Source organism: Phormidium yuhuli AB48 (assembly GCF_023983615.1).
GTDB lineage: Bacteria > Cyanobacteriota > Cyanobacteriia > Cyanobacteriales > Geitlerinemataceae > Sodalinema > Sodalinema yuhuli.
The window spans coordinates 3,534,937-3,558,122 of the sequence record NZ_CP098611.1 but is presented as its reverse complement, the minus strand read 5'-3'; the positions used below and the strand labels follow the sequence as shown (position 1 = coordinate 3,558,122).

The 23,186-nt window shown below is 50.8% G+C and carries 20 protein-coding genes and 1 pseudogene; 11 read left to right on the top strand and 10 right to left on the bottom strand.

The window, feature by feature from the left end; genetic code table 11:
- Positions 1–261 precede the first annotated feature (261 nt).
- Positions 262–1,455 (top strand): 7,8-didemethyl-8-hydroxy-5-deazariboflavin synthase subunit CofH, encoded by a 1,194-nt coding sequence (gene cofH / locus NEA10_RS15280; RefSeq protein ID WP_252662065.1) that lies wholly within the window; start codon positions 262–264, stop codon positions 1,453–1,455.
- Between the two features lie 12 nt (positions 1,456–1,467).
- On the opposite strand, the gene NEA10_RS15275 is transcribed toward cofH, so the two are convergent.
- Positions 1,468–1,725, bottom strand: a complete 258-nt coding sequence (locus NEA10_RS15275; RefSeq protein WP_252662063.1) for a Uma2 family endonuclease — start codon at positions 1,723–1,725, stop codon at positions 1,468–1,470.
- A 208-nt stretch (positions 1,726–1,933) separates the two neighbouring features.
- On the opposite strand from NEA10_RS15275, the gene NEA10_RS15270 reads away from it, so the two are divergent.
- Complete coding sequence (locus tag NEA10_RS15270) at positions 1,934–2,221, top strand: type II toxin-antitoxin system TacA family antitoxin (RefSeq protein ID WP_252662062.1); 288 nt, start codon at positions 1,934–1,936, stop codon at positions 2,219–2,221.
- Positions 2,221–2,727: a GNAT family N-acetyltransferase gene (locus tag NEA10_RS15265; protein WP_252662060.1), complete on the top strand. Its 507-nt coding sequence runs from the start codon at positions 2,221–2,223 to the stop codon at positions 2,725–2,727. The genes NEA10_RS15270 and NEA10_RS15265 overlap by 1 nt, the downstream gene beginning before the upstream one ends.
- Before the next feature lie 51 nt (positions 2,728–2,778).
- Here NEA10_RS15265 and NEA10_RS15260 read toward each other — a convergent pair whose 3' ends face one another.
- The 4 genes from NEA10_RS15260 to NEA10_RS15245 form a co-directional block, all read right to left on the bottom strand.
- The gene (locus NEA10_RS15260) at positions 2,779–4,182 is read right to left on the bottom strand and encodes an aminopeptidase P family protein (RefSeq protein WP_252662058.1); all 1,404 of its coding nucleotides are present in this window, start codon (positions 4,180–4,182) and stop codon (positions 2,779–2,781) included.
- Between the two features lie 47 nt (positions 4,183–4,229).
- Positions 4,230–5,645, bottom strand: coding sequence for a magnesium transporter (gene mgtE / locus NEA10_RS15255; RefSeq protein ID WP_252662056.1), 1,416 nt, complete (start codon positions 5,643–5,645; stop codon positions 4,230–4,232).
- A gap of 79 nt (positions 5,646–5,724) precedes the next feature.
- Positions 5,725–7,122 (bottom strand): magnesium transporter, encoded by a 1,398-nt coding sequence (gene mgtE, locus NEA10_RS15250; protein ID WP_252662053.1) that lies wholly within the window; start codon positions 7,120–7,122, stop codon positions 5,725–5,727.
- Positions 7,123–7,247: 125 nt separating this feature from the next.
- Positions 7,248–7,517 carry a hypothetical protein gene (locus NEA10_RS15245; protein ID WP_252662051.1) on the bottom strand — a complete coding sequence of 90 codons (270 nt, stop codon included), beginning with the start codon at positions 7,515–7,517 and terminating at the stop codon, positions 7,248–7,250.
- A 785-nt stretch (positions 7,518–8,302) separates the two neighbouring features.
- Between NEA10_RS15245 and NEA10_RS15240 the strand changes: the two genes are divergently transcribed.
- From NEA10_RS15240 to NEA10_RS15215, 6 genes and pseudogenes are all read left to right on the top strand, one after another.
- A complete protein-coding gene (locus NEA10_RS15240; protein ID WP_252662049.1) occupies positions 8,303–9,292 on the top strand; it encodes a ribonucleotide reductase barrel domain-containing protein in 990 nt (329 codons plus the stop codon).
- A 327-nt stretch (positions 9,293–9,619) separates the two neighbouring features.
- A pseudogene (locus NEA10_RS15235) lies at positions 9,620–10,888 on the top strand (ribonucleoside-diphosphate reductase subunit alpha); the annotation flags it as partial.
- Positions 10,889–11,225: 337 nt separating this feature from the next.
- Complete coding sequence (locus NEA10_RS15230) at positions 11,226–11,597, top strand: ribonucleotide-diphosphate reductase subunit beta (protein WP_252662038.1); 372 nt, start codon at positions 11,226–11,228, stop codon at positions 11,595–11,597.
- A gap of 136 nt (positions 11,598–11,733) precedes the next feature.
- On the top strand, positions 11,734–12,627 hold the full coding sequence (locus NEA10_RS15225) for an HNH endonuclease signature motif containing protein (protein ID WP_252662036.1): 894 nt from the start codon (positions 11,734–11,736) through the stop codon (positions 12,625–12,627).
- A gap of 116 nt (positions 12,628–12,743) precedes the next feature.
- Positions 12,744–13,016, top strand: coding sequence for a ribonucleotide-diphosphate reductase subunit beta (locus NEA10_RS15220; RefSeq protein WP_252662034.1), 273 nt, complete (start codon positions 12,744–12,746; stop codon positions 13,014–13,016).
- Positions 13,017–13,368: 352 nt separating this feature from the next.
- Positions 13,369–13,767, top strand: a complete 399-nt coding sequence (locus NEA10_RS15215; protein ID WP_374111908.1) for a ribonucleotide-diphosphate reductase subunit beta — start codon at positions 13,369–13,371, stop codon at positions 13,765–13,767.
- A 71-nt stretch (positions 13,768–13,838) separates the two neighbouring features.
- Here NEA10_RS15215 and NEA10_RS15210 read toward each other — a convergent pair whose 3' ends face one another.
- The 4 genes from NEA10_RS15210 to NEA10_RS15195 are packed head-to-tail and all read right to left on the bottom strand — an operon-like array spanning position 13,839 to position 17,192.
- On the bottom strand, positions 13,839–14,147 hold the full coding sequence (locus NEA10_RS15210; RefSeq protein ID WP_252662031.1) for a hypothetical protein: 309 nt from the start codon (positions 14,145–14,147) through the stop codon (positions 13,839–13,841).
- Positions 14,148–14,149: 2 nt separating this feature from the next.
- Complete coding sequence (locus tag NEA10_RS15205; protein WP_252662029.1) at positions 14,150–14,743, bottom strand: EndoU domain-containing protein; 594 nt, start codon at positions 14,741–14,743, stop codon at positions 14,150–14,152.
- A 31-nt stretch (positions 14,744–14,774) separates the two neighbouring features.
- The gene (locus tag NEA10_RS15200; protein ID WP_252662027.1) at positions 14,775–15,896 is read right to left on the bottom strand and encodes a GNAT family N-acetyltransferase; all 1,122 of its coding nucleotides are present in this window, start codon (positions 15,894–15,896) and stop codon (positions 14,775–14,777) included.
- Positions 15,897–15,905: 9 nt separating this feature from the next.
- Positions 15,906–17,192, bottom strand: a complete 1,287-nt coding sequence (locus tag NEA10_RS15195) for an aminotransferase class I/II-fold pyridoxal phosphate-dependent enzyme (protein ID WP_252662025.1) — start codon at positions 17,190–17,192, stop codon at positions 15,906–15,908.
- Positions 17,193–17,621: 429 nt separating this feature from the next.
- Here NEA10_RS15195 and NEA10_RS15190 point away from each other — a divergent pair, with 429 nt between their 5' ends.
- Positions 17,622–18,809, top strand: coding sequence for an MFS transporter (locus NEA10_RS15190; protein WP_252662023.1), 1,188 nt, complete (start codon positions 17,622–17,624; stop codon positions 18,807–18,809).
- An 8-nt stretch (positions 18,810–18,817) separates the two neighbouring features.
- On the opposite strand, the gene NEA10_RS15185 is transcribed toward NEA10_RS15190, so the two are convergent.
- Positions 18,818–19,378, bottom strand: coding sequence for a pentapeptide repeat-containing protein (locus NEA10_RS15185; RefSeq protein ID WP_252662020.1), 561 nt, complete (start codon positions 19,376–19,378; stop codon positions 18,818–18,820).
- Positions 19,379–19,633: 255 nt separating this feature from the next.
- Here NEA10_RS15185 and NEA10_RS15180 point away from each other — a divergent pair, with 255 nt between their 5' ends.
- Positions 19,634–23,176, top strand: coding sequence for a PAS domain S-box protein (locus NEA10_RS15180; protein WP_252662018.1), 3,543 nt, complete (start codon positions 19,634–19,636; stop codon positions 23,174–23,176).
- The last annotated feature ends 10 nt before the right edge of the window (positions 23,177–23,186 follow it).

Genomic DNA, 23,186 nt, shown 5'->3' with positions numbered 1-23,186 from the left:
ACTGTCTTAACCCCTTAGGACTGTTTAACGATTCGGTTCTAGAGCCGGGAACTGGCACGCATTCCCGGGTAGGAACTTTAACTCTTGCTCTGTTCGCGCAGCGTTCCGAAGGAAACGTAGCCAGTTAAGGCTTAAGCTGGTCAGCTACCTGAAGGGGAGGGCACGAAGCCCCCGCGCTTCAGCCGGGGGTGCTGACGGGGTTAAAATGACATACATGAGGAGGGGTTACAGTTCCTCGTTGTCTGTAGAGGGAAGTGGATCATGGGACTATCTAATCTAGCTCGGTTTGATGGGGGTCAGGGAAGCCAAGGGATGGACTTGGATTCTATCCTCCATCATGCCCTAGCCGGAGCGGCCATCAGTGAGGCCGAGGGGGTAACGCTCCTGCAACACACGGATGCTGGGGCGATCGCCGCCATCCGCCAGGCCGCCGACGAGTTACGACGGCAACAGGTGGGAGATACGGTCACCTATATCATTAACCGTAATCTTAACTTCACCAATATCTGCGAGCAACATTGTAGTTTCTGTGCCTTTCGTCGCGATGCGGGCCAGGAGGGGGCCTATTGGCTCGATTTAGAGGTGATGCTGCACAAGGCCCAGGAAGCCGTTGAGCGGGGGGCTACGGAACTTTGTATGCAGGGAGGCTTGAACCCGGAGGCGACACAAGATGGGTCTTCCTTGGCGTATTATCTGAATCTGGTTCGTGAATTGAAACAGGCCGCTCCTCAATTACATCTTCATGCCTTTTCCCCTCAAGAGATTCAATTCATTGCCCGTGAGGATGACGTGAGTTATGCCGCCGTGATTACCGCCTTACAAGAGGCAGGCGTGGGGTCGATGCCAGGAACGGCGGCGGAAGTGTTAGATGATAGGGTGCGCCGCATCTTATGCCCGGAGAAAACCAACACCGCCACTTGGTTAGAGATTGTCGAAACCGCTCACCGCCTGGGGATGCCTACCACCAGTACGATGCTATCGGGCCATATCGAAACTCCTCAGCAACAGATGGGGCATTTGGGTAAGTTGCGATCGCTGCAACAGCGGGCGGGCGATCGCAATTATCCGGCTCGCATCACGGAATTTATTTTACTGCCCTTTATCGGTCAAGAAGCCCCGGCCCCCCTGCGGCAGCGAGTGGGACGAGATCAGCCCATTTTAGAGGATGCCTTGTTATTAACCGCCGTGGCCCGTTTATTCCTGGGACAATGGATTCCCAACCATCAACCCAGTTGGGTGAAACTCGGTTTAGCCGGCGCTACCACTGCCCTCTCCTGGGGCTGCAATGATATTGGTGGCACCTTGATGGAGGAACATATTACCTCCATGGCCGGCGCTCAGGGGGGAACCTGTATGGAACCGGAAACCCTACAAAGGGCTATCCGTTCTCTGGGGCGAATCCCGCAACAACGGGATACTCTGTATCAATCCGTTGAGGTGGCGATCGCCATTTAACTTTATCTAGAATTAGATTTCGGGGAGTTCACTGTAGCCAACGATGGAGCGATCAGCAAAACTACACCGCAGTTCAGGAAACGCCTCAAACTCTCCCTCCAGGCCATTAATCCAGGACAACAATCGTCCCTGTAAGCGGCTATGTTGAAGTCCAGGCATGGTTTTTTGTAAGGGCATTCCATCGAACAATTCCCAAGCCGGAGACTCATCAATCTCCGGCCGTCCCAAAAACTCATCCAGCGTTAATCGGTCTTGAACCTCTACCGCCATAGCACTCACCTCTAACTCAACACCCCCAGTCCAGCCTAAACCCTCCCTGGGAGTTAATTCGCCATCAAGGCCTCAGTCGCCGCTTTTATTGTAGCGGTGGCTGGTTGAGATGAATGCGATCGCCTAGCTTATCTGCCGGCATTGACGTACGGCAATATGCCGGATATACTCAAAGTGTCAGCCTATCCTATTCCCCAGATCTAATCCCATGACGTCTCCCACCCAGCGAACAGCCCCGGCCCGGCTAGAAGCCCGCATTAACCCAGAAACGAAAGCCTTGATTCAGAAAGCAGCAGATCTGCAAGGACGAACCCTGACAGATTTTGTGATTGCCAGTGTTCAGGCTGAAGCCTACAAAGTGATTGAGCGTCACCAAAGCCTACAACTGAGTTGTGAAGATAGCGAAGCCTTTATAGAGGCATTGCTCAATCCCCCTCAACCGAATGACGCATTAAAATCAGCGGCTTCACGATACAAGCAAATCATCGCGGATTGATGAGTTTTAAAATTACACACCTTGCTTCTAAAAAGCATCTCCGCTCAAATTTTTGCTGTGGACAAGATAGCTTAGATACTTATCTCAAAAAACAAGCCTCTCAAGATATCAAAAAACGAGTCTCCACGGTCTTTGTTTTAATTGATGATCCTGACCTAACAGTTCTGGGCTACTACACCCTCTCGTCCTACACGGTCAAGGTGAAAAACTTAGAAGAACGCTTTGCCCAGAAGTTACCCCGCTATCCAGAACTGCCTGCAACCCTATTAGGCCGTCTTGCGGTTGATCAGGCTCACAAAGGTCGAGGGTTAGGGGCCCTCTTACTCATAGATGCCCTCAAAAAGTCTTGGGAAGCCTCTCAGGAGGTTGGCTCTTTGGCAGTCATTGTAGAAGCTTTAGACCAAACAGCCTTGAATTTTTATCTCAAGTATGGGTTTGAACCTTTTAGGCAAGAACCAATGAAGCTCTATTTACCCATGAATTCCATCAAGATGCTTATAGATTAACCAACATCCAAACCTTGAGTCAACAGGTCTTGGCTTCCCGAAGTCTGAGACTTAATCCCTCACCAAATCCTCGATCGCCCCCGCCTGAGTGGGTAACGCCGCCGTCAACACCTCCGCCCCATCCGGCGTCACCAACACATCATCCTCAATGCGAATCCCCCGCACATCCGCAAAGTCCCCCAGACGCTGCCAATTCACCATCTCCCGGTACGTCTGCCGATTGCCCGCATCATTGAGAATCCCCGGAACCTGATAAAACCCCGGTTCAATGGTGACCAACATCGAAGGCTTCAGGGGACGATGCAGACGCAAAAAGCCCAAGCCAAAGCGACGACTGCGGGCCCGTCCCTTCTCATAGCCCGCATAATCCCCCAAATCTTCCATATCATGGACATCCAACCCCAACAGATGACCAATCCCATGGGGGAAAAACAGGGCATGGGCATCGGCTTCCACTAAATCCTCGGGCCGTCCCCGTAAAATCCCCAACTCCACTAACCCCTCAGCCATCACTTGGGCCGCCAACAGGTGAATATGGCGATATTCCACCCCCGGCTTCACCGCCTCAATACAGCGGTCATGAGCCGCTAAAACCACCTCGTAAATCGCCCGCTGACTGGGGGAAAACGTCCCCTTCGCCGGCCAGGTTCGGGTGACATCGGCGGCCCAACCCGATGGGGCTTCCGCCCCCACATCCGCCAAGATTAAATCATCAGCATTGATGGCATGATGATACTGCTCGTTATGGAGAACTTCCCCATGAACGGTGACAATACTGTTGTAGGCGCAACTCATGTTGTGGGCCAGAATCACCCCCTCCATGGCCCCGCGCACTTCTGCCTCTAAGTTAGCCGTTGGGGTGGCGGCCATGCCCGCTTTGTGGGCTTCTACGGTGACCGCCGCCGCGTGACGCAGTTCCACCAAAGCCCCCGCATCATGAGTCAGGCGCACTTGCACGATCGCCCGCACCAGTTGGCGGTCAATCCCCTGTAAATTATCCAGAGGCGAGAGCGATCGCCCCAACACCCCCGCCTGAAGACTGCGCACATCGTCGTTTTGCACCGGAATCGTCGCCGCACCCGCTGCTTGGGCCGGCAATTCCGAGAGGGGAAAGGCCGCATCGGCACCGATGGTACTGGCAATTTGGTGACGTTTGGGCTGTTCCCCATGCCAGAGGGCCCCACTGGGGTCTGGGTCATCATAGAACAGGTGCAAACGCCCGGATTCCAGACGAATCGCCGCGTTCTCTAGGGGTAACCCGGCAAAATAGAGAAAATGACTACTGGGGCGAAAAGGATATTTGTTAGCCGGGAAATTACGGGACTTGCTGCGCCCGGACCAGAGAATCACCGGGAAATCTACCAACTGGGCCAACCGTTGTCGCCGTTCGTGGAGGATGGTTTCTAGGGTGCGATCGCGCAGGACAGAAGACGGATAATTACTACCAAGGAGCATAGACAGATTCCCGAGGCTTGAGCGTTAGTCTCTCTGTATCCTAGCGTTTAACCCAGACTCATTTCTAAGGGCAAGACCCCCAGTAAAATCCGGGCAATGGTGAAATAGGTCAGAACCCCCAACACATCGACACAGGTGGTAATAAAAGGCGCTGACATCAACGCCGGGTCAAAGCCGAGGGACTTAAAGAGAATCGGCAAGGCCGCCCCGGAGGTCGAGGCCAACATGGCAATGACAATCAGGCTAGACCCAGCCGACAGAGCCACAATCAGATTCCCTTGCAGGAGATAAGCCCCCACCGCCACCAAAAGACCCAACATAGTCCCTAACATCAACCCAGCGATCGCTTCCCGACGAATCAAGCGCCAAGCTCCCCCAGTCTGGATTTTATCGATATTCAGACCGCGAATAATCACCGTCGAGGACTGGGTTCCCACATTCCCCCCAGTCCCAATCAGGAGAGGAATAAACATGGCTAAGCTCACCAGTTGGCTTAAGACTCCCTCGTTAGCACGAATAACTGCACTTGTCAAGACATTGGTCACCAATAAAATCAGCAACCAGGACACCCGCTGACGGGAGACCCGAAACAGGCTCATCTGGAAATAGTTTTCACCGTCAGACTGGACACCCCCTAAAGCATAGATATCTTCCGTCGTTTCCCGCTCGAAGACATCAATCACATCATCAACGGTGACAATCCCCACCAGCCGCTGTTCACTATCCACCACGGGAACCGCCAGGAAATCGTAACGCTGGATGACGCGAGCTACGTCTTCCTGGTCTGTATCCGTATGGACAAAGACGGCATCCCGGGTCAGAATCTCGCCGATGGTTTGCTCCGGCTGAGCGACGACTAAGTCCCGCAGGGAGAGGATTCCCGTAAGATGACGGGCCGCATCGGTGACATAGAGAGCATAAACTGTTTCCGTGACCTCCGCCAGATGACGAATGCGCTCTAGGGCGGCACTGACCGTTAGATGCTCCTTAAGGGAGATGTATTCTGGGGTCATGATGCGCCCCGCCGTGTCCGGTTGATAGCCTAGCAGCAGTGACGTGGCTTCCCGTTCCGTGGGGCTGAGGTTGGGGAGCAGTTGACGCACGACTTTAGCGGGGAGTTCGTCAAAGAGACGGGCCCGGTCATCGGGGGACATCTGCTCGACTAAATCGCGAATCTCCTGATTTTTGAAGTCTTGCAGTAGGGATTGCTGGACGCTGCGATCGAGATATTCGTAAACTTCGGTGGCTTCGTCTTTGGGGAGCAGTCGGAAGGCGATCGCATGGAGTTTTTCCGGGAGTTCTCCAATCACGTCAGCCACATCGACCGCTTGAACCGGGACGAGTAGGAGTTTCGCTTCTTGAAGCTGTCCCTGTTCCAGAAAAGTTTGTAGCTGCGATCGCACCAACTCCCGCAACTCCCGCCGCGATGAAATGGGTTGTTCTATATCTTGACTTTGTACCAAAGTGACCCCTCCCTAAGTGTTTCAAATCAAATGTAGTGAATGACGTTCAGCAACTGGCTAGTAGTCCAGAACATCAGCCTTAAAAAGCTACCAAGGCTCGTGCCACATAAAAGTAAATTAACACCCCCAACACATCTACAAAGGTGGTAATAAAGGGGGCGGACATCAAAGCTGGATCGAACCCCAGGGACTTAAACAGCAGTGGTAGAGCCGCCCCCGAGGTGGACGCGAGGGTCGCAATCGCCCATAAACTCAACCCTACGGTTAACGCCACCGGCCAATCTTGCAGAAAGACATAAGCCACTAATATGACAATGATACCCATCATCAAGCCTAGCAAAATCCCCACCAGGGCCTCCCGGCGGATTATCTGCCAAGCCAAGCGGGTGCGGATTTTATCCATGTTCAGGCCCCGGATAATCACCGTCGAGGACTGAGTGCCTACATTCCCCCCAGTATCCACCAACAGGGGGATAAACATGGCTAAGCTCACCACCTGTTCGAGCATATCCTCATTCGCTGCAATCACCCCACCGGTAAAGATATTCGTCACCAATAGCACTAATAACCAGGTCACCCGTCGCCGGGAAATGCGAAACAGGTTCATCTGGAAGTAATTTTCCCGGTCCGCCTGTAAGCCCCCAAGGGCGTAGATATCTTCTGTGGTTTCCCGTTCAATGACATCAAGGACATCATCGACGGTGACAATCCCCACCAGCCTCTGTTCACTGTCCACCACGGGAACCGCCAAGAAGTCATAGCGTTGAATCGTGCGGGCCACCTCTTCTTGGTCCATGCTGGTGTGAACAGAGACCACATCTCGGGTCATGATTTCACCGATGGTCTGTTCCGGTTCGGCGGTGACGAGATCTCGCAAGGAGAGAATCCCTGTGAGATGGCGGGTTCCATCGGTGACATAGAGAGCGTAAATGGTCTCGGTAATGTTGGCCAGGTTGCGAATGCGATCAAAGGCTTGGCTGACGGTGAAATGCTCTTTGAGGGAGACATATTCCGGGGTCATGATGCGCCCGGCGGTGTTGGGTTCGTACCCGAGGAGGAGCGAGGTGGCCTGTCGCTCGCTCGAACTGAGTTGCTTGAGTAATCGTCGCACTAAGTCCGCCGGGAGTTCGTCGAGGAGTCGTACCCGGTCATCGGGGGACATGCGATCGATTAGCTCTTGTAATTCCTGATTTTTGAACTCTTCGATCAGGGTTTGCTGCACCGTTGAGTCCAGATGTTCGTAGATTTCGCTGGACTTATCTTTGGGAAGCAGGCGAAAGGCGATGGCGTGAAGTTCGGGGGGCAATCGTTCAATTGCATGGGCCGCATCTGCTGGCTGAACGGGGACTAATAGGGTTTTTGCCCCTTGGAAGTTCTCCTGTTCCAGGAACATTTGCAGTTGCGATCGCACTAACTCCCGTAATTCATCACGGGAGGCAAGCTCCTCCGCTGATGTTATATTTTGGCTCTCTGCCATAACGACCCCTTTCGTTTCCGATAACAACCCAACAGCAAAATGTCACAGTATACTGACATCTGTTGGCAACACATAACTTAGTGTAAAGGCTGTTGGTCAAACGAGAGGCGATCGCCCGGTGAAAATCAACCACCCAGCCACAAAGACCCCAAACTTAGCGGGGTTACCCATCGAGGGACTGTGGGGGAACAGGGGAGAACCGTCCGAGACTGGGTCATTGCCACTCGGGACACCGTCGGCCAGGTTGAACTGGCCAATTCCGACGCCGAGGGGAGATGAAACACGCCAAGCTCAAAGGCAGCATACAGCACAATCATCAGACTCAAGAGTAGGCGATGCCTAACGAGTCCAGTCTCCTCCATCGAGGATAGGGGGGGATTCTGGGAGCGTCTCATGATTCTGACCTCTACTTCGGCAGTTCGTAGATGGTTATGCCCTGAACAGCGAGCCGTTGGTTACGGCTAGGGTATCCCACAAGTATGAGAATACCCCATCTAAAAGAGGATTCAGGAAAGTACTACCCCTTCGGAATAATTGGACTCCTAATAGTCCTTGAAAGTTCCAGACTCTCCCCAACAGGATTCACCCACCCAAGATGAACTCCCCAGAGAACGATCGGGACGGGAGACCCCCCTAGACCAGCTCCGTTCTCGCAGATGGATTTCTCTCTAATCCATACCTGTCCGATTGAGTTGAGATCACAGTTGTTGGGATAAAAACCCGTGTTTTTACTGAAGAGTAACAGGAATAAGGGTCAGTGAACCAGAGATTGGTCGTAAACCTTACAGGGAAAATTGGCGTTAACACCACGTATCCTGATCCGACCTCCCTGTCATTGTAAAGGCTTATTTAAAACTTTGTGATTGTACGTCAACAATGTTAACAAACTGAGATAAATAGTTTAGAGCCGAGAGGGTCAGGTTCCCAGAGGGGTCAAAGAGGAGCCATTGGGCAATAAATTGTTTTTTTAGTCAACATCAACACCTCTAGAACATAGCCTAGTGACTGGAGGCACGGATACACTACATATAGGTATTCAATAGGAGTTTAATCCACTAAAAACACTATATACTGGATCGAGTCTTGGGAAATGGAAGTGACATCATTCCTCCTTAAGTTCCCTGAGACGATTCAAACCACTGTGAGTAGAGCTAGCACAGCACTTATGACGACAGTCCCCATGCACTCAACCTTAGAACTCAATGCCATTGCCACCCAAGCTGCCAAGATTTCCGTGATTCGTCGGGATGGTTCGCCGGCCCCGCTCGATGTCACGAAAATCCGGCGTGTGGTCAACTGGGCCTGTGAAGGACTTGAGGCTAGTCCCATTGCCCTAGAAGCTGGACTCACCGCTCGACTGCGGACTGGGGTGACAACACGAGACCTTCAAAACAACCTCATCAGCTGCGCCTTAGAAATGTGTTCTCCCGGGGAGCCGGATTGGCGCTATGTGGCGGGACGACTCCATATCTGGAGCCTGTGGAAAGATACCCTCGTCAGTCGGGGCTATCAGTATGGTGACTATGCTCGTACCGTGTTCGCGAAGGTGCAATGCCAACAGTATGACTCTCGTATTCTGACGTACACCCTGGATGAACTGCAAGCGGCCTCAGAGTGGATTAACCCAGACTGGGACATGGACTACGACTATGCTGGGGCAGTCTTGCTGACGAAACGCTATCTGTTGCCCGACGAACTGCCCCAGGAAGCCCTACTCACCTGTGCCTTGTTGTTGGCCTCCGTCGAGGCTCCGGGTGAGCGTCTGAAGTGGGCCAAACGCTTCTATGAAGCCATTGCCACCCGTAAGGTTTCTCTCGCCACCCCGATTTTAGCGAATCTTCGAGTTCCCGGCGGCTCCCTGTCCTCCTGTTTCATCGCCGCCATGGATGACAACCTCGAAAGCATTTTTGAAACCATCACCGACACGGCCCGCATTTCCAAAAATGGCGGTGGGGTTGGAGTCAACGTCAGCCGCATCCGCGCCACCGGCTCTTGGGTGATGGGCAAACCCAACGCTTCGGGTGGGGTGATTCCTTGGATTAAACTCCTCAACGATACGGCGATCGCAGTCAATCAGGGTGGTCGCCGAGCCGGCGCAGTCACGGTAAGCCTAGATAGTTGGCACTTAGACATTCCTGAATTTCTCGAATGTCAAACAGAGAATGGTTAATGTTTAGCCCGTTATGTCAGTAATGGCATAATTGCACCCCCTGAATTGCTGGGAACCCCTAAAGCTGTCCTAACCACAACATAGCTAGAAATAGCAAGTGTGACGGTCGAAAATAGAGCAGATGTAACAATGGGCAATCAGCAGCCGAGGTTCTCTAAGATGAATCAGGTTCAACGACTATTCCGTCAGGAAGTACATTCAAGCGAATGGAAGTAGGGGGAATCCTAGATCTAGGATTAAGATATAGTCTGGTCTTACGCGAAAGTGTGAGTCGTCCAAAATGGACAGTCTTGACGTAGCGAATCAAGATGAACACAAACGGATCAACGACGCAAAGCTTACGATATTTTTCCTCAATTTGTCATCAGTGATGAGTTTATGCGGCGGGTTGTCAAAGCGGAAACCTGGACGTTGGTTGACCCCTATGAAGTGCGGGATAAACTTGGCATTGAACTGGCTGAATTATGGGGAGAAGCATTTGAAGCAGCTTACCGGGATATCGAAGCCAGCTTAGGAGACACCATTACGCTTTACAAACAAGTCAAGGCGCGGGACTTGTTTAAGCACATCATGCGGACTCAAGTCGAAACCGGGATGCCCTATCTCTGGTTCAAAGACACCGCCAACCGCGCCAATCCAAATAAACACGAGGGTTATATTCCGGGAGGAAATTTATGTCAGGAATCCTGGTCCAATGTCAAACCGGGGACAGAGGCCCATTGTTGCAATCTCGATAGCCTGAATCTCGCCAACATTGACGCCAAGGAACTCCCCGAGATTTGTGAAATTGCCGTTCGCATTCTCGACAACACCATCGAGATTACCCAAACCCCCTTCGCTGCCAGCGAAACTCACAATGATAAATATCGCACTATTGGTGTTGGGGCCATGGGATTAGCCGATTGGCTTGCCAAACGGAAACTCTCCTATAGCCATATCGAGGAGATTGACCATCTCTTTGAAGATATCGGTTATTATTGCACCGAAGCCTCCATGAAACTGGCACGGGAACGAGGCGCCTATGCGGCATTTTCTGGGAGTGAATGGAGTCGGGGACATCTGATTGGGGCCAAACCGGTGTCCTGGTTTGATGAGCATTCTCGTCATCCCCAACGTTGGCGACAGCTTTCCCAGGATATTCAACGCCATGGGATTCGTAACTCTCATATTACGGCGATCGCCCCCAACACCTCCTCCTCCCTGGTTCAAGGCTGCACCGCCAGCATTCTCCCCACCTACAGCCGCTTTTTCTACGACAAATGGGCCAAAGGAACCGTTCCCATTGCGCCGCCTTATATTAAGGATCGCTTCTGGTACTACACGGAAAACAAATCCATCCCTCAAACCCAAGTGGTGAAAGCTGTTGCCACGATGCAGCAATGGATTGATACAGGGATTTCCATGGAGTTGATGTTTAACCTTAATGCTGGGGTTTATTTCCCGGATGAGCCGGAGCGCAGTATTAAAGCTAAGGATATTTTTGAAACCTTAGTCTTGGCTTGGGAGTCCGGTTGTAAGGCGATTTACTACATTCGTACCGTTCAGAAGGATAGTTTCAAGGAGTCTGGAGATGGCTGTGTCTCTTGTGCCAATTAAGTTGCGAGTCTAGCTGAATTGTCTAAGGCGTACTTCGGTACGTCTTTTTTTGTGAGGACTGCCAGAATCAATAAACCGAAATAAATGGGTCTTCAGGATATCGGCTGAAATTGGTTGCATGGGATACCAAATTGTAGGGGCGAAAAATTTTTCGCCCCTACCGCAACGGATGTAATCTGCCATAAATCCTCCTTATCACCCTAAACCCAGAAGACCCAAATAAATAAAAAATTAAGGGTCTTGTTTTTTAGGAAAATTTGTTATAATCTGAATCGTCAAATGCACTCATTTTTGTACTTGTATGACCTCCAGTCCAAGCACAACACATCCATCTCGGATGCCAGTCAACCCAATTTTCAATCCTCAAGGAAATGATGACCCAGAACATCGGAGTATTTGGTTTGGGGACACCACCAACCTGATGCAACTGAACGATGTTCGCTACAACTGGGCTGTTGGCTTATATCGCCAAATGCGGGAAAACTTCTGGGTTGCTGAAAAGCTCGATATTACCCAGGATGTCACCGACTACGTGAATCTCACTCTCGATGAACGGCGAGCTTTTGATGGGATTTTGTCCTATCTTACCTTTTTGGATTCTGTACAAACGGTGAATTTACCTCAGCTGAAGGTGAGTATTACCGCGCCTGAAGTCTCCATGTGTATGGCAGAGCAAATCAGTCAAGAAGCTCTCCATAACCAGAGTTAAACCAATAGCTCCTTCCGTCAGCAATGGCGGTAGCAAACCCCTCTAATTGCTGGAAAGTCTCAGTAATATGTTAACACGTTTCCGTTCATCATGTTATGTTATAACTGAGACAATCAGCAGCCAAGGAGCTTAAACCGTGAAACAACTACCTAGCGCCCCGGAACACTCAATATCTATTAATGGGATAGTCAAAAAGGGAACCCGAGTTCTCAAGGTCAACACCAAAGGATGTATCAGAGTTTGTATCCGACGTAAAATGCGCCTTCTAGCCGAGCTATTAGCCGAAACTTACTTAGGGATGCCGTTGGATAGGCAGCACACCGTTTGCTACCTGGATGGCGACAACACAAACCTTTCTTTAGAAAACCTCTATTGGGTTGATCCTTGGTTTAACCAAATCCCTCAACAGACTACTCGATTTGAAGGTCAAGAGTTTTTCCGAATGAACTGGTTGGAGACCAGGCAGTATTTTATCAGCAAATTTGGTGATATACTCAATTTTTCAACCCAGAAGTTAGTTGTTCCCCAAAAAGACTCTACAGGCTATCTGCGGTTCACTTACTACATTTTTGAAAAGGGAAAACGAAATAGGCAAACCATTGCAGTACATCTCGCATGCTACAAAACCTTTAATCCAGATTTTGACTTTTCCTGTCAAGAAATCAATCACAAAAACGGTGTAAAAACTGATAACCGGATTGATAACCTCGAAGCCGTCAGTCACAGAGAAAACATGAGACATGCTTTTGATACTGGTTTGAGACAGGTTAAATATAGTCGTGAGGTAGCGAGTGATATTGCATCAAAGGTTCTTTCTGGTAAATCCTGGACTGATATTTATCGGGAATATCTAGAACCAGAGTTGGGTTTAACCAAACAGCAATCTTTCTCCCTGATTAACGCAGTTGTGAACAACCAAGATGCCTATATGGATGTCAAACAAAAATACGGTTTAACTCAAGGTTCAACGACTATCTCGAAAGAGAGTACAGTGCAAGCCAATGGCACTGGAAACGGGGGGACTCCCTAAAGCAGATTAGAAACGGGAGTATGATATAGTCTGACCTACCTGGTGACAGGTAGCAGTTGCTGAAAGGCGACGGGTTGAGGAGTTGCGCCCTTAACTGAACATATGTGTATCAATACATGATTGAGACCATTATTCCCAGCGATCGCCGCTCAGCGGTTTACGATTTTTGGCGCACCGATAAGGTGTTAAAAGACCGTTGTGAGTTCATTGCTGGGCAATATCAACGCTATGTTGATAACCCAACCGTGGAAAACTACTTCATGTCCTTGGTGACCGACTATATTCTGGAAGGATTATATTTCTATAACGGATTTATTGCCTTCTACAATTTTGCCTCCCGGATGTTAATGCCGGGAAGTGCCGACATCTTCAAGATGATCAACCGTTAACCTTGGCGGCTTCTATCGGAAACGATAGTCGAAAACCCCTTGAACTCAGGGAACCTCTCATTTGTGAGAAAACCCTGATCCAAGTTGTTAGACAAGCTTCAACATGGTATAAAAGAACTATCAAAAATTTTTATAGTTCTTTTATTAGCAATGTCCGACACCGGAAAACCTGGAAAGATGCTTGGGACTTGTTTAACAAAAGGAGCAACGACCATCCCGAAAGGGAGTAGATACCAAGCGGTATCGAAGCGGGGGGGATCCTGTAAAGGATTATGATATGGTCTGTTCTACTCGGTGACGGGTAGCGGTGGTTAAGCAAACGTAAATCACGGGTTAGGGTTAGCGCCCCTAGCTGAACACAAAGGACGAACTCAGTCATGTGCGGCTGTTCCAAAAACTCATTCCCGAAGCCATGGCCATCTTTCCCCATTCCCAAGATGCGATCTATGACATGATGGACACCGCCGTTCGACATGAATGTAAGTGGACGAATCACATCGTGGGGAATAACATCCTCGGGATTACGGAACACAGCACCGAACAATACACCAAATACCTGGCCAATATCCGTCTCAAAGCCATCGGCTTGAAACCTCTTTATCCCGAACCCCGCTATCAAAAGAGTCCTTACACTCACCTAGAGCGGTTCTCGGACACCAAAGCCGAAGGCCATACCAAGGCCAACTTCTTTGAAGCACAAGTCACCAGTTATGTGATGTCCTCTGGCGTGGGAGGTTGGGACGAAATTTAATTAAGCCACTCGACTGGGGTAAACTGCATCGGTTTACCCCTTTTCTTCCTCTCCAGGATAGTCCCCAACATTTAAGGCTCAAGGTTTTTTTGCCAACCTAAAATAGCCTCTTTAAACTCATGTAAAGAAATAGTTTCGATGGGTTCATCCTCTATAATTAAATTTTCGATGGTAACCGTTTGAGGCAATAAGCTCACATAATACGCATTTCCAGAACAGACACAATCTGAGATTTTGCCCGCTTCTAAGGCGTTAATTTGGTTCCATAAATGGGTAAGATAGTCAAGGTTATCTTGAACATCTAAGGTTAAAAATTCCAAGACTCGACGGTGGGCCTGACTTTTGCGTCCCCACTCTGACCCGTCCCAATTGTCTGACATACTCATCTTGACGTTCTTAGGGGAAATCCGGTATTAATTCTACCCTCTGAACGGTTAGCCCCAGCAATGAGATATGAGCTACCATCATCCCCATGACAAAACCGAGCATCTCCTGCATTACCTGGGCTATTGGGGCCACACCAAGCCCAATTAGGGGCATTCGCAGGGCATGATACGGTATTGGCGGCTGCGTGACCAATGGAGTTAATCACCTGAGATGCGCTACAGGAGTCGGGAAACATGGTTGAAAACTTGGTTTCCTGGGACCTCCCTTGATAAGTCCATTCCCCAGCATAAATTCCCTGACGATTGGGGGATTGGGTCATAGTAAATCCAGCCACAGTTGAGGGATTTCTGCCCCCAGGACGGGAATGAAATCCCACCAGCCGCCCCCGTTGATTCAACTCTCCACAAAAAATATGGGCATGATTAATTTGCTGATTATTATAGGCAGTCACCCAAGCGGAAGACCCTAAACAGTTGCCCGCACTACTAGGGTCATAGCCAATAGACCACAGGACTGCTCCGGTTGCGATACATACTCCTAGTAGACTGCCAAGTTTACTCGATTTTGGCTTCCGTCGTTTTGATGTCATGATAACCTCAACTAAGCGGATAGAGTAACTGTTAAAGTTCTTTCTCGTACACCCGGTAGGTTTTGCCAATCACCCCACCGGAAGCTTCCGTAATGCGGCGAGAGGGGTGGTTATCTTCCCAAATCCAGGACAATTCCGCCCGCTGATAGCCCCGTTTCTCCCCCCCTTTCATGGTGAGATAGACCAACGCTAGGGGAACCATTTTTCGGCGGTATTCAGGCAACGCACAGAGGGTAATCATCCGCGCTTGCTTAATTTGGCGGCGATACCAGAGAAACTTGAGCAATCCCCAAATATTTAGGGTTCCGTTGACGTGCTTTAAGGCGATGTTGTAGTCTGGGAGACCCATAAAAAAGCCCACCATCTCGCCGTTATCCTCAGCAATGGGAAAAATGTCAGGGTCAACTAGGCTTTTAAGCTGTTGGGCCTCCTCCAAGAAATCGGCTTCTGTGCGGGGGGTGGAACTCCAATTATTGGCGAAGGCTTGGGTAAAGAGGCGGTACAAACTGCGCACATCCTCGTCAAACCCTTCCCCTTTAGTGCGAATGGGGCGGAAGGTGATGCCGGATTTGAGGGCGATGCGATAGGCCTTCTCGAATTTGTCCGATAATGGCTCCATGGGGAAGTCATAGGCGTAAGCATCTTTGGCCTTCACCCAACCCATCTCCTCTAGCCATTGGGGATAGTAGGGGGGGTTATAGGGCATCATCATCATCGGGGGGCGCTCAAACCCCTCGACGAGAAAGAGACAGTTATTATGGGTTGAGAGGTTAATGGGGCCACGGACCACCTCGATTTGCCGATCGCCCAACCAAGACAGAGCCGCCTCCAACAACTGCTGGCCGGCGGCGAAGTCCTCAATACATTCAAAATAGCCAAACAGACCCACCCGCCGACCTTCACGCTCAATCAACCGCTGATTAATCGCGGCCACGACACGTCCGATCGCCCGTCCCTGGTCATCAAAGGCCAAAAACCCTTGGAACTCCCCATAGCCGAGAAACGGGTTATCCTCGGGAGACAGTTGAGCAGCAATCGAGGCCTTAAGAGGAGGAACCCAGTTGGGGTCATGGCGATAGACCCACTGGGGAACCTCTAAAAACTGCTGGCGATCGCCCTCACTGGTCACCGGTCGAACCGTGATTTGAGCCATCTTGACTGGTTATGCGCTAACGGTTGCCGTCGAGGATACCATAGCGGCTCGGGTTTCCACCATCGCCTCAACCAGACGATCCATCTCCTCCTTCGTATGCAAAGCATTGGCCGTAATCCGCATCCGAGGTTTAGCGATGAACCAAATCGGCGAAATCCAAATCCCATAGCGGTCCATCATATGACGCGCAAAGTATTTGGGATTAATCTCAGGCGACAGAATCACCGGAATCACGTTGGTTTCACCAATTACCTGGAACTCATGTTCAATGAGGCGCGATCGCAGATAGCGGGTATTCGCCTGTAGAGTTTGCACCAACTCAGGATGCTGCCGAACCTGACGAATACTCTCCAAGGCCGCCGCCGTAATCGGGGGAGGTAGAGAAATCGTGCCAATCGACGTTGGCGACACCGTCAGCAAGTCATTCAATTCAGGACTGGGGCTACTCAACGCCGCCCCGGCTGACGCCGCAAACTTCGAGAAGGTGGTCATGATAATCGGAACCATACCCCGGCGGATCACATCCTGGGGAGAAATCCCGAAATGGTCATAAATTCCCCGTCCCGAGGCTCCAATCGAACCACTAGCGTGGGCCTCATCCATGACAATGACACTGCCCGGATACTGCTCCATCACATCTAGAAACTCCGGCAACGGTGCGATATCCCCATCCATCGAGAACACCGCATCAGAAATCAACATGATGCGATCACCCGGTTGAGCATAGCGTCGCAGTTTGCGGGCCAAATCATTCACATCATTGTGGCGATAGGCCTTCACCCGCACCCGGGGGCTTTGACTAAACACCTTACCCGAGCGATTATTCGAGTTCGCGATGGCCGAGATGATGCAGCCATGATTGAGAACATCACTGAGAATCAGCGTCTCGCGGGTATGCTGAAATCCAGAAATCGGGATGGCCAGATGGCAGAACGCATCCATTAGAGCTTGTAACGCCATCCAAGCATTCACAAACAAATGGGTATGGCCTAAATCCTTAAACTCAGAGATTTCCCGTTCCAGTTGACGGTGTAAATCAATGCGGCCACTCAACGCCTCACAAGAACTGTTAGACGTCCCATATTGAACAATGGCATCAATCGCCGCTTGTTTCACCTGAGGATTCTGCACCAGTCCGAGGACATCATTCGTACAGAAGGTTAACACCTTGAGCCGTCTTTGACTCACCGGTTCCTCGATATCAATCAGATTGCCCTCTTTGCCGTGACAGATGTACTCATCAGGATAAAACCCGTGTGCGTGTAACTTCTGCACGTATTCTTGGATAACTTGCACTAGCTTTCTCCCCTCACCGTTGGTCTTGATAGCCGATGGGCTGCCGTTTCTAACATCTCAGTTTAATTTCCTAGATAAGATACCTGTTATCCTCACTGACAGGCAAGACCACTGGCACGTTGCCGCGATCGCCATTTGCAACTCCCCGCTAAAATGAGGGGTTTCATCGGCCACGACCTCCAGAGAACCGCCTCAGAGCCAGGCAAAATGACATAACCCATAGATTTTTCGATGAATTGCCCCCGAATGGGATCGGTTAAGGTACAGCGATGATAGCAGGATTTTATCCCCGATACCTATCATGACCCCAAGGACAGTTGAGATTGTGCCTAGAGTTCATTGTAGGCTAGCCGCCATCTACTCCAAAATAGGAGTCTGGGGCCTGATGTGCAATGATATAGCACTTTCTTTGCAAGCTGTGGAGGTAATATGACGGATTGGGTTCGAAAATTTAGCCGCGAGACGCTCAGAGTGCCGGTGATCTTGGGGGCAGGTTCCCTCACGACCATGGCTGGGGGGGCGATCGCCCCAGTCCTGCCCGATCTGATGCAAGAACTCAACATCGACTTAGCCTGGGGAGGAACCCTCGCCAGTTTCCACTGTTTGACCTTAGCCCTCTCCAGTCCCCTCCTGGGCCTACTTGCCGACAAAATCGGGCCGTCGCGAGTTCTCTTCCCCGCCATGACCTTCTACGGCATTTTCGGCGTAGTCGGGGCTTGGATGCCCAATTTTTGGTCTCTACTGGTCGTGCGGGGGCTACTGGGAATTGCCTGTGGAGGGTTAGCCGCCTCCTGTTTAGGGGTCTTAGGACGACTCTATGAAGGAGAGGAACGAACCCGGATGCTCGGCTTTGCCACCGCTGTCCTCACTATCACCGGAATTGTCTATCCCTTACTGGGGGGATTGGTGGGCAATAATGATTGGCAATATGCCTTCTATCTCAACGGTATCGCCTTCCCCCTAGGCCTTCTCGGACTCTACGCCTTCAACACTTCCTCATCCTTCAGCTCCAAATCTAGCCCATCCCAGGGCTTAGGAGGGAAACTCACCCGAGAACTCTCCCGTCTCGTCACCGCTCGTTTGCTAGTCACCATGGGACTGTCTTCCATCGCCATGTATGCGGTGGTGATTTATGCGCCCATTTACCTGGATCAGGCCCTGGGACTCACCCCAAAACTCAACGGAATGGTTCTGGCCTCCCGGGCCATTGGGGCGGCGTTCATTTCCGCCTTTGGGGCCAAACCCCTGGCTAAAATGATTGGCTTAAACCAATCCACCGCTCTAGGGTTTGGCATCATGGCCGCCACCCTAGCACCAATTCCCTGGATTACGGAATTATGGGGAGTCTTACTCGCCGCAGCTCTCTTTGGCCTTGGCTTTGGTATCGTACTCCCCAACTTGTATAACGCCCTAGCTAACCTGTCCCCCTTTGAACTTCGGGCCAGCATTCTCGCCGTAGGAACGGGGATTAGCTTTCTCGGACAATTCGCCTCACCGGTGTTGCTCGGAGTCGTCCTCAACATCTGGGACTTAGCGACGGTATTTTATGCCGCCTCCATCCTGACCATTTTGGCTGGCCTGCTCCTATTTGCCCCCTTGCCTCAGTCCCAGTCTTAAGGGAGCCTCTAGGCAGAGATAATCGCTCCTTCGCGTTGCAAGCGGGCCTGTAACTCAGGGGTTAAACCAATCGCATGGGCAAATTGAGCCGATCGCACCTGAGCCTCCGTGATTTCAGCATCATTGAGGTTGGCCCATTTCAAATCGGCCCCGGTGAAATTGGTATGGTCCAGTTTGGCATTCACCAGACTGGCCCGCATGAGATTACTGCGGGTTAAATTGGCATAGCTGAGATTCGCGAGGCTAAAATCAACCCCACCCAAGTCCGCCGCCGTTAAATCGGCCCCACTGAAATCCGCTCCTTCACAGTTAGCACAGGTGAGATTAGCCCCACTGAGGTCGGCCCCACTAAGATTCGCACAGTAGAGGTTCGCCCCAATCAAGGTAGCATTATAAAAGGTCACGCCGATTAGATTGGCACGGAAGAGATTAGCACTAAACAGATTAGCCCGGAAAAAACTGGCCCCACTCAAATCCGCTCCATTGAGGTCAGCGCGAAATAGATCGAGATCCCGGAAGTTACGCTCGCCAGCGGTATAGCGTTCGAGGAGTTGTTCTACAGCGTTCATAATGAGTTTTGATATCAGGTGAATCGTGCTCTAATTTCTATTGTGACGGAGCGATCGCCCCAGAAGAAAGACTTGTTATCTTTCGTTAAGATTCTCCCAAGCCCCTCACCTCGTCTCGGGAGGCACAAGTCTCATGGCCTCCCTGAGGTCTGGTTAGCTGGCTGGCTGCATCCTAACTCCAGAACGCTACTCCTGGGTGGTTACAATGAAGGGAGAATCCACCCCCAACACCGGTCAAAAGACGTCACCCAGCCGATGAATCTTACACGCCAGAATCGAGACCTTACCCCCAAGCCAAACGGACGTCAGTCAGCCGTCACGCCCAGTTCAACATCTCAGGGTAGCTGGGCCGATCTCGTCACTCGCAGTGCCTTGCGGATTCGTCAATCTCTACAACTCAATGAGATTCTGCAAACTACCGTCGATGAGGTCCAGGGGTTACTGGGGTGCGATCGCGTGTTGTTCTATCAGATTCATGACCAAGAGTGGGGTGAAGTGGTCGTCGAGGCCGTCTCCGATCCGATCTGGTCTCTGCAAAAGCGGAGGATTCAAGATCTCTGCTTTCAAAAACGAAATAATTTGGAGACTCAGGATACCCTACGGGCGATCGCTGATGTGGAGCAAAGCAATTTAGATCCCTGCTATCTCGACTTCCTTCGCCACCTCCAGACCAAAGCCACCTTGGTCATTCTCCTCTTACAAGACGATCAAGTTTGGGGATTACTCTCAGCTCATCACTGTTGTGCGACCCGAGATTGGCACGCTTCAGAAATTGAGGGATTTCGGCAAATTGCGATTCACAGTGAAGTTGCCCTTAACCATGCTAATCTTCTCCAAAAATTAGAATCTACCAAGGCACAGTTAGAAGTTGAAGTCTCCAAAAACAACGTTACTATTACCACGGTTAATCAACAATTAAAGCAAAAAAATAAAGCTCTCCAGCATACAGTTGAAGGCATCGCTTATCTCAATCCTGAAGGATACTATCAGACCGTAAACCCAGCCTATGCCCGCATTTGTGGCTGTGCCCCCGAGCAGCTCATTGGTCACTCTTGGGAGCCAACGGTTCATCCGGATGATCTTCCTCTTGTAAAAGCGTCCTATCAAAAAATGTTGAGGACGGGAAAAGTCGAACTCGAAGTTCGAGGATTGCGCTGGGATAAATCTATATTTTACAAGCATCTTTATTTAGTTGCAGATTATAACCAAGATGGTAACTTTTCTGGACATTATTGCTTTATCAAAGATATTACTGAACGGAAGAAATATGAACTACAACTACAAGCCAAAACCGAAGAATTAGATCGCTTTTTCTCCGTAGCCCTTGATTTGCTCTGTATTGCCAACACCCGAGGGGAATTTGTCCGCCTCAACAGCCAGTGGCAAAAAACCCTCGGCTATCCTCTCGAATACTTAGAGGGCCAGAATTTTCTTCAATATATTCACCCTGAGGATTTAGACAAAACCCGCAGCCAACTTTCGCGATTAGCCAATCAAGAGCAGATCCTGAACTTTGTCAATCGCTATCGCTGTCAGGATGGCTCCTATCGCTACCTAGAATGGCGCTCTGTTCCCGTAGGAGACCTCATCTATGCTGCCGCTCGTGATATCACAGAAACCCTCGACTCCCAAACTCAACTCGAAGCCCTATCTACCCGTCTCAATTTAGCCTTGGATGCCGGTCAAATTGGGACCTGGGATTGGACATTTGGCGATGTGACCTATTGGGATCAACGAATGTACGATTTGCTGGGAGTCTCTAACTTAGAAGGAGATCCCAGCTATGAGGATTGGATCGATCTCGTGGAGCCGGAAGATCGCCCCCGCTTTGAAACCGCCATGAACGCCGCCTTACAACAGGGAACTCCCATTGATATCGAATTTCGGATTCGCCGGCCTGACGGGGAACAGCGATGGCTTCGGGAGGCGGCTCTGATTCAACGAGATAGTCAAGGAGTTCCCATCCGCATGACGGGAATTGACTACGATATTACCGATCGCAAACAGGCAGAGTTAGCCCTACAAGCAAGCGAGGCCAAATACCGAACGATCATCGAAACCACCCTAGAAGGCGTCTGGGTCTTAGATCCCCAAAATAAGACTTGCTTCGTCAATCAACAACTGGCTACCATGCTGGGCTATTCCCTCACCGATCTGCTGGGGACGCCTTTTGAGGCTTATCTGCTCCAGGAACAAGACGGATTAGGTCAATCTCATGTTAGTGGGATCTCCCAACAATGTCGAGCTGCCCTATCGCGGCGGGATGGAACCCCCCTTTGGGTTCTGATCTCCAGTACCGCCCAAGTGAATGCCCAGGGAGAGTATGACGGCTGTATTAAACTGCTCAGTGATATTACGCCGATGGTCGAGATTGAAGCCCACTTGCGGGAGTCTGAGTCTCAGTTAAGTGGGGTTCTCAATAGCTCCCTCGATGGCATTATGGCCTTTGAAGCCTTGCGGGATACTCAGGGGACGATTGTCGATTTTATCTGGCTGTTGAGTAATCCTCGGGCGGGGGAACTGGTGGGGCGATCGCCCGAAGACCTCCTGGGGAAAAGGCTCCTAGAAGAAATGCCCGGTAATAAAACCGACGGACTCTTTGATGCCTATGTTCAGGTGGTGGAATCGGCAGAGCCGTTTGTTAAAGAGTTCCATTATCAACATGAGGGACTTGACTGTTGGTTTGAGACCATCGCCGTCAAACTTGGAGATGGCTTTACCGTGACCTTCCGGGACATCACCCAAGGCAAGCTGTCGGAAAAAGCGCTGCAACAGGCCAATCAAGACTTAGAACAACACCTGACAGACCTCAGAGAACGCCATCAGGAGATGCTAATCCTAAGTCAAATCAATGAGTTCCTACAAGCCTGTCTAACCGTTGACGAAGTCTATCAAACCCTCAGCGGCTTCATTGCGTCCCTCTTTCCCCATTGTCGTGGGGCATTATTTGAGGTGAATCCCTCGAAGTCACGCATCGAGAAGGTTGCCCAGTGGGGAGGGGCCATCGAGTCTCAGGAGCAGTTCCCCATTGAGGACTGCTGGGCATTGCGGCGAGGTCGTCCTTACTACCGTCATAGGGATAGTGCCAGCCCCTACTGTAATCACCTGCATGATGCAGTGCATTTAGCAGTGACCTTTTGTCTTCCCATTATTGCTCAGGGAGAGACCCTGGGTTTATTGTATCTAGAAACCCAAACCGAGAGTGCCCTAAGGGAGACCAAGCAACAACTAGCGCAAACTCTATCAGAACAACTCGGGTTAGCCATCGCCAACCTGAATCTACGAGAAACCCTACATCGTCAAAGTATCCGTGATCCCCTAACGGGGTTATTTAACCGTCGCTATTTGCAAGAAAGCTTTGAACAGGCGATCGCCCGCAGTCAGCGCACAAAAGAGCCAATTGGGGTCATCCTCTTGGATATCGACCACTTTAAGAGCTTCAACGACACTTATGGTCATGAGTTTGGCGATCAAGTTTTACAGCGGATTAGCGACCTCTTGACGCGCCACTGTCGAGCCTCGGATGTTCCCTGTCGCTATGGGGGTGAGGAAATGATGCTACTTTTGCCCGGTTGTTCCCTCGACATTACCAGCGATCGCGCTGAGGCCTTGCGGGTCGCCATTACCCAGGAGGCTCTACACTATCAAGGCCAGACCATCAGCTCCATCAGTGCCTCCTTTGGGGTCGCCGCCTTTCCCCAGCAGGGAACGACAGCATCAGCCGTCATTCAGAGCGCCGATGCTGCCCTCTATCGTGCCAAGGCCGCCGGACGTAACTGCGTCATAACGGCCTTGTGAGTTGGGTTCC

What these genes read in the sequence shown, in the direction of transcription:
- cofH (WP_252662065.1), top strand. Translation starts at nt 262, where the DNA reads ATGGGACTATCTAATCTAGCTCGGTTTGATGGGGGTCAGGGAAGCCAA.
- NEA10_RS15275 (WP_252662063.1), bottom strand. Translation starts at nt 1,725, where the DNA reads ATGGCGGTAGAGGTTCAAGACCGATTAACGCTGGATGAGTTTTTGGGA.
- NEA10_RS15270 (WP_252662062.1), top strand. Translation starts at nt 1,934, where the DNA reads ATGACGTCTCCCACCCAGCGAACAGCCCCGGCCCGGCTAGAAGCCCGC.
- NEA10_RS15265 (WP_252662060.1), top strand. Translation starts at nt 2,221, where the DNA reads ATGAGTTTTAAAATTACACACCTTGCTTCTAAAAAGCATCTCCGCTCA.
- NEA10_RS15260 (WP_252662058.1), bottom strand. Translation starts at nt 4,182, where the DNA reads ATGCTCCTTGGTAGTAATTATCCGTCTTCTGTCCTGCGCGATCGCACC.
- mgtE (WP_252662053.1), bottom strand. Translation starts at nt 7,122, where the DNA reads ATGGCAGAGAGCCAAAATATAACATCAGCGGAGGAGCTTGCCTCCCGT.
- NEA10_RS15245 (WP_252662051.1), bottom strand. Translation starts at nt 7,517, where the DNA reads ATGAGACGCTCCCAGAATCCCCCCCTATCCTCGATGGAGGAGACTGGA.
- NEA10_RS15240 (WP_252662049.1), top strand. Translation starts at nt 8,303, where the DNA reads ATGCACTCAACCTTAGAACTCAATGCCATTGCCACCCAAGCTGCCAAG.
- NEA10_RS15230 (WP_252662038.1), top strand. Translation starts at nt 11,226, where the DNA reads ATGCCAGTCAACCCAATTTTCAATCCTCAAGGAAATGATGACCCAGAA.
- NEA10_RS15220 (WP_252662034.1), top strand. Translation starts at nt 12,744, where the DNA reads ATGATTGAGACCATTATTCCCAGCGATCGCCGCTCAGCGGTTTACGAT.
- NEA10_RS15210 (WP_252662031.1), bottom strand. Translation starts at nt 14,147, where the DNA reads ATGTCAGACAATTGGGACGGGTCAGAGTGGGGACGCAAAAGTCAGGCC.
- NEA10_RS15205 (WP_252662029.1), bottom strand. Translation starts at nt 14,743, where the DNA reads ATGACATCAAAACGACGGAAGCCAAAATCGAGTAAACTTGGCAGTCTA.
- NEA10_RS15200 (WP_252662027.1), bottom strand. Translation starts at nt 15,896, where the DNA reads ATGGCTCAAATCACGGTTCGACCGGTGACCAGTGAGGGCGATCGCCAG.
- NEA10_RS15190 (WP_252662023.1), top strand. Translation starts at nt 17,622, where the DNA reads ATGACGGATTGGGTTCGAAAATTTAGCCGCGAGACGCTCAGAGTGCCG.
- NEA10_RS15185 (WP_252662020.1), bottom strand. Translation starts at nt 19,378, where the DNA reads ATGAACGCTGTAGAACAACTCCTCGAACGCTATACCGCTGGCGAGCGT.
- NEA10_RS15180 (WP_252662018.1), top strand. Translation starts at nt 19,634, where the DNA reads ATGAATCTTACACGCCAGAATCGAGACCTTACCCCCAAGCCAAACGGA.